At 72.6% G+C, this 12,508-nt stretch carries 12 protein-coding genes; 5 read left to right on the plus strand and 7 right to left on the minus strand.

Annotated elements, in window-relative coordinates; genetic code table 11:
* Positions 1-65 precede the first annotated feature (65 nt).
* Entirely contained in the window at positions 66-2,216 is a 2,151-nt protein-coding gene (locus tag AB0K05_RS27550; protein WP_364232838.1) for a hypothetical protein, read from the plus strand.
* On the opposite strand, the gene AB0K05_RS27555 is transcribed toward AB0K05_RS27550, so the two are convergent.
* The gene (locus AB0K05_RS27555; RefSeq protein ID WP_364232840.1) at positions 2,200-2,622 is read right to left on the minus strand and encodes a DUF6463 family protein; all 423 of its coding nucleotides are present in this window, start codon (positions 2,620-2,622) and stop codon (positions 2,200-2,202) included. The genes AB0K05_RS27550 and AB0K05_RS27555 overlap by 17 nt on opposite strands.
* Positions 2,623-2,707: 85 nt before the next feature.
* Here AB0K05_RS27555 and AB0K05_RS27560 point away from each other — a divergent pair, with 85 nt between their 5' ends.
* Both AB0K05_RS27560 and AB0K05_RS27565 read left to right on the plus strand, forming a co-directional pair.
* Positions 2,708-3,253, plus strand: a complete 546-nt coding sequence (locus AB0K05_RS27560) for a TetR family transcriptional regulator (RefSeq protein WP_364232842.1) — start codon at positions 2,708-2,710, stop codon at positions 3,251-3,253.
* Positions 3,254-3,353: 100 nt separating this feature from the next.
* Positions 3,354-4,034: a GntR family transcriptional regulator gene (locus tag AB0K05_RS27565; protein ID WP_271277680.1), complete on the plus strand. Its 681-nt coding sequence runs from the start codon at positions 3,354-3,356 to the stop codon at positions 4,032-4,034.
* On the opposite strand, the gene AB0K05_RS27570 is transcribed toward AB0K05_RS27565, so the two are convergent.
* The 5 genes from AB0K05_RS27570 to AB0K05_RS27590 all read right to left on the minus strand — a co-directional run bounded on the left by AB0K05_RS27570 (position 4,012) and on the right by AB0K05_RS27590 (position 10,394).
* Entirely contained in the window at positions 4,012-4,446 is a 435-nt protein-coding gene (locus AB0K05_RS27570) for a hypothetical protein (protein ID WP_364232845.1), read from the minus strand. The genes AB0K05_RS27565 and AB0K05_RS27570 overlap by 23 nt on opposite strands.
* 49 nt (positions 4,447-4,495) lie before the next feature.
* Positions 4,496-5,110 carry a tetratricopeptide repeat protein gene (locus AB0K05_RS27575; protein ID WP_364233191.1) on the minus strand — a complete coding sequence of 205 codons (615 nt, stop codon included), beginning with the start codon at positions 5,108-5,110 and terminating at the stop codon, positions 4,496-4,498.
* A 3-nt stretch (positions 5,111-5,113) separates the two neighbouring features.
* Positions 5,114-7,189: a BTAD domain-containing putative transcriptional regulator gene (locus AB0K05_RS27580; protein ID WP_364232847.1), complete on the minus strand. Its 2,076-nt coding sequence runs from the start codon at positions 7,187-7,189 to the stop codon at positions 5,114-5,116.
* A gap of 61 nt (positions 7,190-7,250) precedes the next feature.
* Complete coding sequence (locus AB0K05_RS27585; protein WP_364232849.1) at positions 7,251-9,473, minus strand: BTAD domain-containing putative transcriptional regulator; 2,223 nt, start codon at positions 9,471-9,473, stop codon at positions 7,251-7,253.
* A 111-nt stretch (positions 9,474-9,584) separates the two neighbouring features.
* Complete coding sequence (locus AB0K05_RS27590; RefSeq protein WP_364232852.1) at positions 9,585-10,394, minus strand: M23 family metallopeptidase; 810 nt, start codon at positions 10,392-10,394, stop codon at positions 9,585-9,587.
* Positions 10,395-10,544: 150 nt separating this feature from the next.
* On the opposite strand from AB0K05_RS27590, the gene AB0K05_RS27595 reads away from it, so the two are divergent.
* A complete protein-coding gene (locus AB0K05_RS27595; RefSeq protein ID WP_364232854.1) occupies positions 10,545-11,369 on the plus strand; it encodes an endonuclease/exonuclease/phosphatase family protein in 825 nt (274 codons plus the stop codon).
* A 4-nt stretch (positions 11,370-11,373) separates the two neighbouring features.
* On the opposite strand, the gene AB0K05_RS27600 is transcribed toward AB0K05_RS27595, so the two are convergent.
* The gene (locus AB0K05_RS27600; RefSeq protein WP_148036540.1) at positions 11,374-11,745 is read right to left on the minus strand and encodes an STAS domain-containing protein; all 372 of its coding nucleotides are present in this window, start codon (positions 11,743-11,745) and stop codon (positions 11,374-11,376) included.
* Between the two features lie 106 nt (positions 11,746-11,851).
* On the opposite strand from AB0K05_RS27600, the gene AB0K05_RS27605 reads away from it, so the two are divergent.
* The gene (locus AB0K05_RS27605; RefSeq protein ID WP_261809052.1) at positions 11,852-12,505 is read left to right on the plus strand and encodes a flavin reductase family protein; all 654 of its coding nucleotides are present in this window, start codon (positions 11,852-11,854) and stop codon (positions 12,503-12,505) included.
* Positions 12,506-12,508 lie beyond the last annotated feature (3 nt).

The raw sequence follows: 12,508 nt of genomic DNA on the forward strand, positions 1-12,508 counted from the left end.
TGGGCGGGCCGCGGATCCTACGCTCTTGGCCGTCAAGCGACCCCCGCTGCTCGCTGGAGGCGTCCATGCCCGAGGCTGTTCAAGAGGCGCCCGCCCGCCACGTCCAGGCCATGACGGTCGCCCGGCGGGACGGGGTGATCTGGCGGGCCTACGGCACCGCGGCGCGGCACCTGATCAGGCTGGCGGCGCCCGCCGCGCTGGTGTTCCTGCCGATCAGCCTGGTCGCGCTGCTCGGGCTGGCGCTGGTGGTGGACGAGTCGGCGGTGCTGGTCGACGGCTCGTTCGAGCTGCTCGGTACGCCGGGAAGGCCGCTGCTGGTGTGGGCGGCGGCGGTGATGCTCGCCTCGCTGGCCGGCCAGGCCGTGGTCCTGCCCGCCACCGTCGTGATCGCCGTCGGCCTGCTGACCGGCAGGCCCGTCGCCACGCCGGACGCGATGCGCGCCGCGCTGCGGAACCTGCCCGCGATGCTGCTCCTCGCGCTGCTGGGCGTCGTAGTGTTCACGGCGACCGCGGTGGCCGGGTTCGGCATGCTGATGTGGACCGGACAGCTGCTGTGGGCCGTTCTCGTGATGGCGTCCCTGGCGGTGCTCGCGCTGCCGAGCCTGCTGGCCGTGGCGATCGTGACGCTGGAGGGCCGGAGCGCCGGGCGCGCGCTCGCCGGCGCCTACCGGCTGGCGGGCAGGGGCGAGCCGACTGCAGGCGGCTTCTGGTCGTGCACGCTGACCCTGGCCTTCGGCGTGCTGGTCTTCCCCGCGGCGGCCCAGCGGGCGGTGGAGTGGGCGGTGGAGTGGGCCGTGTCGGGCAGCGTGCTCGGGTACGGGGTGGCGACCTCCGCCCTCACCCTGGTCATCCCCGCGTTCCAGGCGACGGTGATCGCGCGCCTGTACCTGAGCAGGCTGGCACACCGGAGCACGGCCGAGGCGTTCGAGCGGGTCGTCGAGAAGCTGCCGGGGAGCGGGGCGGCGAGCCCGGCCAGGCCGGTGCCGGTGCTCGCGGCGCTGCTGCTGCCGGGGTCGCTGTTCGCGGCCACGCTGCTGGTCAACCCGTTCGGCTGGCTGGAGGTGACCCAGACGGTCGTCACGGCCACCTGGACGAGCGACGACGTCCCTCCTCAGCCGAGACCCGGGCTGCGGGAGACGGATCTGAAGGCCATGTACGCGGGCCGGGGCGACGAACTGATCATGTTCATGGACAGTTTCGGCCTGGCGAGGCTGCTGACCTGCTCCGCGACTGGCTGCCCGCGTACCGGGTTCCGCTGGGCCGAGCCCGCCGACGCCGACGAGGACATCGCGTCGTCCAGCGCCCGGCTCCACGAAGGCCGGATCGCCGTGAGCACCTGGTCGCAGCGAGGGCAGGGCGATGACCGGCGCGTCCGGCTCGGGCTGATGCTCTGCGACGCCCGCGGCTGCGTCCCGGGCCCCCGGCCGATCGGTGAGGAGATGTCGGTCTACGAGGGCAGGAGCGTCGCGCTGGCGCCGGGGCGCTACGACGGCCTGATGATCGCCCAGGTCCGGGAGCTGCCGGAGCGCGACGGTGAGGTCCTGTCCGTCACCTTCTGCGAAGATCCGGTCTGCGCCGACCCGTGGACGAAGGAGCTGGCCAGGCTTCCATCCAGGACCTCCGCGTACCAGGAGCACGGCCTCGTCGTCGGGGCTGGACCGACGAACCGCCCCGTCGTCCTCCGCTTCGACGAGCACGCGGGCTCTCTCGCCCTGATCACCTGCGAGGAGTCCGACTGTGCCGAGGTGCACGTGGAACGGCTGGTCCACGGGGGCTGGACCTGGGGGTTCGACGAGGTCGGCGGGGAAGCCGGCGCCACCATGGTGGTCAGGGACGACGGCCGGCCGCTGATCGCCTACCGCGACTCGGCCGATGGATCGATCAGGATGCTCGACTGCCGCAACCTGAGCTGCTCCCAGTCCGACCCCGTCATCCTGGCCGGCCCCGGCCGCTTCCGCGTGCCCCCGGCGCTGGTGGTGGACGGGGAAGGACGGGCGCTGGTGGCCTACCAGGACGTCGACGACAACCGGATCGTCGTGGCCACCTGTGAGGGAACCCGCTGCACGCACACGCCGGTGGCGAAGGGCCGGTACGCCCTCGGCGACGCCCTCGCCATGACCCTGGACGCGCGCGGCCGACCGATGATCGGCTGGATCGACCATTCCGAGCACGACTGGGACCTGATCCTGACCACCCCGCTCAACCTGCCTTCCTAGCGGGGGAGCTCGTCTTTCGACCCGCCAGAACGATCAGGATCCCGGGGACGATCCCGGCGAAGAACGGTGACGGTACGAGGAGGACGCCGCCCAGCGCGCACCACAGGGCCAGGGCCCAGCCGATCCCGGCGGGCACGGCCACCCCGCGCCGGGCGAGGTGCCAGGTCAGTGATCCCAGGAGGATCAGGGGCACGCCGAAGCTTCCCGGGCCGCCCCAGAAGGTGACCTTGTTCCGCAGGGACTCGACCGCAGGGCCGTCCGCGAGGAGCGGGACCGCCGCCCACATCCCCCGATCCACCCAGCCGGCGACGTCCGGCCAGGCGGTGGTCGCCAGCACCGCCAGGTGTCCCGCACCCATCACGACCATGATCCCGCCCGCCCAGCGGAGCAGCTTTCCGAAGTCCATCGCACAACCCTTCTGTGTTAACCAACACAGGATATGTCGATCGACATTCGCTATGTCATCCGGCGTAGCTGGTTGGATGGACCGCATGGCCACGCGACGTATCCAGAGGACCGAGGAGAGCCGCCGGCTGCTGGTGGCGGCCGCCGCCGAGCTCTTCGCCGAGAAGGGCTACCGGCAGACGAGTTTCGTCGACATCGCCGACAAGGCCGGCATCAGCCGCGGCTCCATCCCCTGGCACTTCGGCAACAAGCTGGGCCTGCTGCAAGCGGTGCTCGACGACCAGCTCCAGACCGTGCTCACCGCTTTCGACGAGCAAGTCGGCGACCCGCTCGACCAGGTCATGGACTTCGTCCGCCTGCCTGCCGCGCGCCTGTTCATCACGCTGCTGGCCGAGGCCGTGGAGGACGGCTCGCCGATCCGCGAGCAGTACGCGCGGCTCCACGCGGCCCTCCGGCAGGGGGTCCAGGCGCGGATACCGGCCGAGGCCCTCCCCGCGGGCGCCTCCGCGGAGGCCTTCACGGTCCTGCTGGTGGGGGCGGTCATCGGCGTCCACGCCCAATGGCGCGTCGCCCCCGAGGCGGTGGACCTCGACGCCGTCCGCACCCTTCTCGAACGGATGATCGATGCGTGATGGACAAGCCCTGACGATCGGCGTGCGCGGCACGACTGCGCACCCCTGTCCCGCTGACCCTGTTTGACAGTGATCGCAGCGTGCCTGTGCAATATGTTGCATGCCGGTGCCACAGGGTCGCGGACTCGTCTCCAGGTCGCTGCTTCGGGAAGACGCCTACCGGGCGATCCGTGACGCGATCGTCGACGGCACGCTGGCCCCAGGTGAGCGACTCAACGACACCGACCTGGTCGAGTGGCTGGGCGTCAGCCGGACCCCGGTGCGCGAGGCCCTCGCGCGACTGGAGCAGGCGGGCCTGGTCAGGACCAAACCCGGCCGCTACACGATCGTCAGCCCTCTGGACGCCCGCGCCTGCCGTGACGCCCAGTCGGTCACGGCCGCCATGCACGAACTCGCTGTCCGCGAGGCGCTGCCGAACCTCTCCGCCACCGAGCTCGAAGCCATGCGCACGGCCAACGCGCGGTTCGCCGACGCCCTGCGCCGCGACGACGTGGACGCGGCGCTCGCGGCCGACGACGAGTTCCACGGCGTGCTGGTCACCGCCAGCGCCAACGACGCGCTCCGCGACGTCCTCGAACGGTTCACGCCGGTGCTGCGCCGCCTGGAGCGGCTCCGCTTCTCCTCACTGAGCGGCCGGGAGTCGGTCGCTCAGCATGACCGGATCATCGAATTGTGCGCGGCCGGTGACGTGGCGGGGGCGGCCGCGGCCACCCGCGCCAACTGGGAGACGCTCACCCCGTTGCTCGACGAACCGCCCGTCACCGGGGCCAGTTCGCGATGATCTCGGGCTTGATCGCGTCGGCGTGACACTTGAAGGTCTTGCGCAGGGCGCGGTCGTACAGGCAGACCCGCACGTCCACGCGCTTGATCTCGCCGTCGGAGGAGAGCCGGAAGGGCGTCTTGGCCGCGCAGGTCGAGCGGGGCCGGCTCCATCCGGTGCCGCCGCCCGCGTAGTGGAAGCGGGCGCGGACGTAGGCGCAGTGACCGGAGTGCCTGTCGCGATCGGACAGCGTGCCGCGCACGACGAACGTCTCGGCGCTGAAGTCGGTGATCCAGACGTCGGCCGTGGCGTGACCGGAATGTCCCGCCGCCGACTTGACGGGCCCCCAATGGATACCGGGGGACGCCTGGGCCGGCCCGCCCGCGGCGATCAGGAAGGCCAGGACCCCACCGATGACATAGGTCTTCTTCATGGCAGGGACGCTAGGGGACGCCACTTGGAGAGATCTTGCATCCGGCTGGTCACAGCTGGTCGGCGATGGCTGCCGGGGTACGCGGCGCGGGGCCGGTGGCGATGGCTCCGGCCTCGGCGTCGTCGATGAGGTCGAGGTCGCGCAGGATCGCGGCCGAGCGGTTCAGGAGGGCGCGGTCGCCGCGGACGCGGCCGAGGCCCCACAGGTGTTCGGCCTCCCAGTAGGTGCCCGACAGGCCGCGCAGCCGGTCGAGGCGGAGGGCTTCGGTGAAGCAGGCGGCGGCGGCCTCGCGCCGGCCGGCGAGGCGGTGCGCCTCGCCGAGGTTGCCCAGCGCCATGACCTCGGTGACGCGGGCGGCGGAGTCGCGGGCCAGGCCGATGGCGGCCTCGTGCGCGGCGACCGCGTCGTCATGGCGGCCGAGCCGCTGACAAGTGAGCCCGACGCCGGTCAGACAGCCGGCCTCCTGGCGGGCGTGGCCGAGCCGGTGCCAGGCGGCGCGGGCCCGCTCCAGGGATTCGAGCGATTCCTCGTACCGTTCGAGCACGCGGAGCACGACGCCGCGGCCGTGCAGGGCCAGGGCGGTCCCGGCGTCGTAGCCGGCCCAGGCGCGCAGGGCGCGGTCGAAGCAGGCGAGCGCCTCCTCCGCCCTGCTCAGCCAGTGCAGCGCCTAGCCGAGGTCGTTGTCGGCCAGCCCGGCGTGACGGCGGTCGCCGGTGAGACGCGCGGCCGTGAGCGTGATGTACGCGAGCGTCAGCTGCTCGCGCCGGCGGCCCCGGCCTTCGAGCGGGGCGTTCAGGCACGCCGACAGGTAGGGCGCGACCTCGGGGGCGATGCCGGAGGCGGCCTGCCGGGCCGCGGCGACCAGGTTGTCCGTCTCGGCGTCGATCCACTCGTCGACCTCGTCGCGCGAACCGAGCGGGACGCCGGGGTGGTCGAGCGAGCCGGGCAGGAAGTCGATCCGCCAGCCGATCGTCGGCTCGACGGCCAGCGTGGCGTGCCGGGCCGTGGCCACGTAGCAGTGCAGGGCGCGGCGCACGGCGCCGGTGCGGTCGGCCCCGGCCTCCTCCTCGGCGGCGCGTTCCCTGGCGAACAGCCGCAGCAGGTCGTGCAGGTGGAACCGGCCGGGCACGTCGGACCGTACGAGCTGGTTCTCCGCGAGCCGATCCAGCAGCACCGCCGCGCGCTGCTCCGGCAGACCGGCCAGCGCGGCGGCGACCGGGACGCCGACGTCGGGCACGTCCAGGAGGCCGAGCAGCCGGAACAGCCGGGCCGCCGCGGCGTCGCCGAGGTCCTGGTAGCTGACCATGAAGCTGGTGCGCACGGCCTGGTCGTGCAGCGCGAGCTCGGCCAGCCTGCGCTGCTCGACGGCGAGCCGCCCGGCCAGCGCCCGCACGCTCAGGTCCGGCTGCCCGGCCAGTTTCGCCCCCGCGATGGTGAGCGCCAGCGGGAGCCGCCCGCACAGCTCGGCGATCTCGGCCGCCGCCTCGGGCTCGCTCCCGACGCGGGCGGTCCCGGCCAGCCTGCCGAGCAGGGCGACCGCCTCGTCCGGCGGCAGACCCTCGACCGGGTGATGGCGGGCGGCGTCGACGGAGCCGAGCAGCCGCCGGCTGGTGATGAGCACGCCGCAGGTGGCGCTGCCCGGCAGCAGGTCGCGCACCTGCTCCGGGCCGGCGGCGTTGTCGAGCAGGACGAGCAGCCGCTTGCCGTGCGTCATCGAGCGGAACGCCGCGGCGGCCTCCTCCTGGTCGGCGGGCACCGTCGCGCCCAGCGCGCGGAGGAACCTGCCGAGCACCTCCGCGGTGGCCGCCGGCTCCGTGTCCGGGGTGGACCCGTGCAGGTTGACGTAGAGCTGCCCGTCGGGGAAGAGACCGGCCAGGCGGTGCGCCACCTGGACGGCCAGCGCGGACTTGCCGATGCCCGCCGGGCCCGAGACGGCCACCACGTGCTCGCCGCCGTCCGTCAGCAGCCCGCACAGCCGCTCGACGTCGCCGTCACGGCCCGTGAACGCCGCCACCGCCGGAGGAAGCTGCGCCGGGGTGCGCCCCCGTACGAGCTGTTCGGCGCGGCGCAGCTCCGGCCCCGGTTCGAGGCCGAGCTCGCGGTCCAGCAGCCGCGTGCCCTCGCGCAGCACGTGGAGCGCCTCCTGACGGCGGTTCAGCCGGTCGAGCGCGAGCACGAGCTGGGCGCGGAGCGATTCGTAGTACGGCAGGTCGGCGACCATCGGCGCGAGCCGCTCGGCCACCCGCGACGGGCAGCCCCGGCCCAGCTCCAGCGCGGCCCACTCGCCGACGGCGGTCAGCCTGAGCTCTTCGAGCCGCCGCACCTCCGCGTGGTCGAAACCGTCCAGTACGGGCCCGCGCCACAGTGCGAGCGCCCGGCCGTAGAGTGCGGGATCGCCCAGCCGGCGGCCCTCCTCGATGAGCCGCTCAGCGTGATGGGAATCGAGCCGCGCCACCCGCGTGTCGATGCGGTAGGCGCCCGGCCGGGTCTCGATCACCGGGTGGCCGAGCAGCGTCTTGCGCAACCGGGAGAGCAGCATGTGGAGCTGGGTGCGGGCGGTCGGGGGCGGGGCGCCGTCCGTCCAGAGCGCCGCGACCAGCTGCTCGGCGGTGACGCTCTGCCCGGCGTGCAGCAGCAGGACGCTCAGGACCGTACGGGCGCGCGACCCGATGGGGGCGACGGCGCGGCCGGCGACCTCGACGCGCAGAGGGCCGAGGATCTGGAAAGCGACTGGGCCGGACATCGACTCCTCCCTTGATGGATCGTAACGGGAGGGGTGCCGGAGGCGGCAAGCGTTCAAGACGTCATCGAACGGCGGTCGCGGCGCGTTCCCTGGCGAACAGCCGCACCAGCTCGTGGAACCGGTAGTGCGGCCGGCTCGGCCCGCCCGGCGGGCGCAGCAACTGCGCGTGGGCGAGCTGCCGCAGCAGCTCGGCGTCGTTCCCGGGTCGCGCGTCCGTACGGTCGTCCTGCCGCACGCCGGGCAGGTCCGGGCCGAAGCCCGCTGGCTGTTCGACCAGCCCCAGCCGGTCGAACAGCCGCGCCGCCTCGGGCGGCAGCTCGCGGTACGACAGGGCGATGCTGTCCCGTACGCTCAGGCCGTCGCAGACCAGCTCGTCCAGCCGGTGGCGCTCGTCGGCGAGCAGCCCGACCAGGCCGGACAGCGGCCACCGCGGCTGCCGCGCCAGCTTCGCCGCCGCGATCCGCACCGCGAGCGGCAGCCCCCCGCACAGACCGGCCAGCCGCTCGGCCGCCTCCCGCTCGTCCGCCACACGCCTGCCCCCGGCCACCCGACCGAGCAACTCCACGCACTCGGGTACGGGAAGCACATCGACGGGGACATCGATGGATATGGGGACGGGCACGTCAACAGGCACGGGCACGGGCGCGTCGATGGGCGTATTGATCGGCACGGTCAGGGCTGTTTCGCCGAGACGGCGGCGGGCGGTGATGATCACGCGGCAGCCGGGCGCGTTCACCAGCAGGGGCCGCACCTGCTCCGCCGATCCGGCGTCGTCCAGGACCACGAGCGCCCGCCGTCCGGCCAGCGCCTCCCGGAACGCCGCGGCCTGTTCCGCCGGATCTCGCGGCACCCCCACGCCGAGCGCGCGCAGGAACCGTTCCAGCACGCTTCCCGGGCGCACCGGCTCCCCGCCCGCGTCATACCCCCGCAGGTCGGCGAAGAGCTGGCCGTCCGGGAACCGGCTGGCCATCTGATGAGCCCACCGCAACACCAGCGCCGTCTTCCCCACCCCCGCCATCCCGCTCACCACCGCCACCCGCGGCCCGTCCTGGGCGAGCAGCCGATCCAGCGCCCGCAACTCCGGCGCCCGCCCGACAAACCCCCGCACGGGCGGCGGCAACTGCGCAGGCCGCACCACCGCGACCTGCGGCAGATCACAAGCCGGCCATACCGCCCCCGTCGGATGGGCCAACAACCGGCCGTACGGCGACTCATCGCGCCACGCGGGCTCGGTGGGTTGTCTGTTGTGCGGTGGTTGCGCCGGCTTGGCCTGCGGCTGGTCGCGAGTCGGTCGTGCCGCTCCCGCGGGATGGGCCGGCAGCCGGTCGTACGGCACCCCCTCGCGCCACGCTGGCTCGGCCTGCGTGTCCGACTGTCTGTTGTGCGGAGGTTGCGTGGGCTGCGCAGGCTTGGCCTGCGGCTGGTCGTGCGGCGGCTGCTCGCGCCACGCCAGTTCGGTTTGCGTGGCGGGTGGTATGTAAGGCGGTTGCGCCTGCCGCGCTGGGGCGGGTCGCGGTAAGTGCGTCGGTGGGGCGGGGTGGCCGCGGAGGACCTTGTGCTGGGCCTGGCGCAGTCCGGGGCCGGGTTCCAGGCCCAGTTCCCGTAGCAGCAGGTCGCGGCCTCGGTGGTAGCAGGCGAGGGCGTCGGCCTGGCGGCCGGCGTGCGACAGGGCGAGCACCAGTTTCTCGCGCAGCCCCTCGTACAGGGGATGGTCGTCGACCAGCCCGGTCAGGTGCTCCACGACCTCGCGCGGCCGGCCGCACGCCAGCTCCAGCCCGGCCCATTCCTCGACCGCCGCCAGCCGGACCGCGTCCAGGCGGCGCGCCCACGCCGTGATCGCCGTGGTGTCGAGCCCGGCCAGCACGGGCCCGCGCCACCGGGCCAGCGCCTGTCCGAGCAGGTCGGCCGCCTGGTCAGGCTGCCCGGCCGCGGCGAGTTCGCGCCCTTCGGCGATCCGCTGCTCGGCTTCGTGCGCGTCGACCCGTACCCCTTCGGCGTCGAGCCGGTAGCCGTGCGGCTCGGTGACGATCACCCCAGGATCGCCTCCGGCCGCCTTGACGGCCTTGCGGAGAGCGGCGACGTGGATGGAGATCTGGGTGCGTACCGACGTGGGCCGGCGGTCCTCCCAGACCGTGCGCGCCAGCCGGTCCACCGGCACCGCCTGCCCGGTCTCCAGTAGCAGGGCGACAAGCAGCGCACGGCGCCGCGACCCGCCGAGCCGGACAGGGTGCCCGGCGACGCCGGCCTCCAGCGGTCCGAGGACGAGAAACTCCAGCTGAGCCATGATCGAGATCGGTCTTGCAGGCGACGACGGCAGGGCACACCCGCTCGCCGAACCGAAACCCCCGATCGATCGTAGAGGAACCTCGTTATCGATCCGCTAAACGCCCGGAGATCAGGTGGGGCAGGACGTCCCGCCGCCGAGGTACTCCAGGTGGTTCCCGCTCACGAAGGGGCCCTGGCCGTCGGCGCCGCCGCTGCTCTTCAACCTGCGCCAGACCGTGGAACCGGGCTTGCGGTAGCCGTTGTAGCCGAAGACGTACACGGTGCCCTTGGTCAGCTTGCCCTCGGACTCGTACTTCGTGCCCGCCCAGGAACGCTTGTTGACGGCCTTCTCGGCCCGGTACCGGCACCAGACCGTCGGCTTCGGATGCGTGCAGCTGTGGCTGGTGAGGACCTGCCGCCCGCCGCTGCCGAGCGAGCGGTTCTTGCCGTTGAAGTAGGGCTTGACCAGCTGCCAGGTCCCGTTCACCTTCTGCTGCTGCTCGTAGTGGAGGTGGGGTTTGCCGGTTCCCACGCTGCCGATGCGGCCGATGACGGTGGACCTGGTGACCTTGGAGCCGTTCTTGACGCGGTTCTTCATGTGCGCGTACATGGTGCGCCAGGTGCTGTTGTGCTCGACGTACATTGTGTTGGTCGTGCTGCCGGACAGATACCGCACCGTCCCGCCGACCGCGGGACGCACCTCCCAGCCGTCGGCGCTGTAACCGCCCGAGTAGGGGTTGCCGGTGTTCGGATACATGTCGAGCGCCTTGTCCACGTAACCGGCGTGGGATCCGGCGGAGTTCGTGAAGACCTTGGTGCCGCACGCGAACGGGAGCTGGAAGAACGGCCGCGAGGCGAGCGCCTCGGTGGCGGCGTGGGCCGGAGCCGGAAGGCCCGTCATGGCGACGAGCGCGGCGACGGACACGGCTGTGCGACGCAAGAGGAGTCCTCCTCCATCAGGGGTGATAGGTGCCCCGGAGACGTTAGGGAGGCGGGTTATCGATTCCCTTAGCGCCGTTTCCCTTAGGGATTCGATAACCCGGCTCACTAACGTGCCTGGAAACTTTCACCGGGATGAGAGGGGTGCGTCTTGCCACGTCACGCCAGCCTGAGGATCCTCGCCGCCGGTCTGCTGGCCGCGACTTGCTTCGCCGGTCCGGCGTCGGCCGAGGCCGCGGCCCGGCCGGTGCGCGTGCTCCAGTTCAACCTGTGCAACAGCGGGCACGCCCCCTGCTGGGGCGAGAAGCCGGGCCCCGACGGCACCCGGGCCGCCAGGACGATGAGCAAGGTCGTGTCGGGGTTAAAGTCGCTGAACCCGCGACCGTCCGTCGTCGTGATGAACGAGGTGTGCTCCTCCGACCTCGCCTCCATGAAGATCCGGCTCGGCCTCGACGGCGACTCGTTCTTCACCGTGTACAAGAACTCCGCCAAGTACACGTGCGGTGGTTCCAGGAACGGCGGCGGCTCCTACGGTTCGGCGATCCTGACCGAGGCGCCGCTGCGCAAGCCGTACAGCGCGTACCGGCTGGAGAAGCGGTTCACCAAGCAGGACGGCAGCAGCGAGCGGCGGGTGATGGGCTGCCGGAAGGAGCCCGCCTTCACCGTCTGCACGGGCCACCTGTCGGTCAGCACGGTGGCGGTCGCCGAGGCGCAGTGCCGCGAGCTGATGAGCGGCGGCAGGAAACTGGCGGGCAGGGGCCCGCTGATCGTCTCCGGTGATCTGAACCTGCGCTGGAACAGGCCGGCCGAGCAGGCGGCGCTGAAGCGCTGCCTGGGCAGCGGCTACACGCGCAAGAGCGACGGCAACCGCCAGCACGTGATCGCCCGTGACAGCGGCCACGGCTTCGTCAGGACCGGGACGATCAGCATGGGGTCGTACAGCGACCACGACGCGTTCTGGGCGGACCTCTCGTGAGCCGTCAGAGGCCGAGGGCGTCGCCGCCGGGCAGGCGGGCGCGCAGCGCGGTGGGGACGTCGGGGTCGATGGGGACGACGGCGGAGACGCCCGTCACGTCGAGCAGCCGCCGCAGCACCCCCCGCACGCCCGCCATCCGCAGCCAGCCGCCCGCCTGCCTGGCCCTCTCCACGTAGTCGAGGAAGGTGCGCAGGCCCATCGAGTCGCAGAAGGTCAGCTCGGCGGTGTCGACGACGAGATGGATCCGCCCCCCGGACAGGCTGGCGCCGAGCGCCTCGTCCAGCTGGGGGCACCGGGTGGTGTCCAGCTCGCCGATCAGGCTGATGACCGCCGTGTCACCGAAGTATTCACTGGTGATGGCGAACGGTGCATGCATCCAGCGGCCTCCATGGTGTATGGGGCGACATTACACCGGTCAAGGCCGGTCGACAGGTCCGATTGCCGCCGGTGCCGGGACCCCGGCAGGCGCGAAAGTGTGGTCCGTGACCAAGCACACCCGTATCGAACCGTCGATCCTCTACTTCGGCACCCCTGTCGTGCTGATCTCCACCGTGAACGAGGACGGCACGCCCAATCTGGCCCCGATGTCGTCGGCGTTCTGGCTCGGCTGGCGGGGCGTGCTGGGGCTGGGCAGGCGGTCCAAGACCGCGCGCAACATGACGCGGACCCGCGAGTGCGTGCTGAACCTGCCCTCGGACGAGCTCGCCCCCGCCGTCGACCGGCTCGCCCTGACCACCGGCGCCGACCCGGTGCCGCCGGGGAAGCGCGAGCGGGGCTACCGGTACGTGCCCGCCAAGTTCGAGCGGGCGGGGCTGACGCCGGTGGCGAGCGAGACCGTGGCGCCGCCCCGGGTGGCCGAGTGCCCGGTGAGCATGGAAGCGGTGGTGGTCGTCGAGCACCCGGTGGGCGACGGCGGGATCGTCACCTTCGAGGTGCGGGTGCAGCGCGTGTGGGTGCACGACGAGATCCGCAAGGACGGCGCCGACGACCACGTCGACCCGGACCGGTGGCGGCCCCTGATCATGAGCTTCCAGAAGCTGTACGGGCTCGGGCCGCAGGTGCACGACTCGACGCTGGCCCGCATCCCGGAGCACGCCTACCGGGGGCCGGACATCGAGAGGGCCCGCGCCGTGTGAGCT

Source organism: Nonomuraea sp. NPDC049486, from assembly GCF_040676925.1.
GTDB lineage: Bacteria > Actinomycetota > Actinomycetes > Streptosporangiales > Streptosporangiaceae > Nonomuraea > Nonomuraea ferruginea.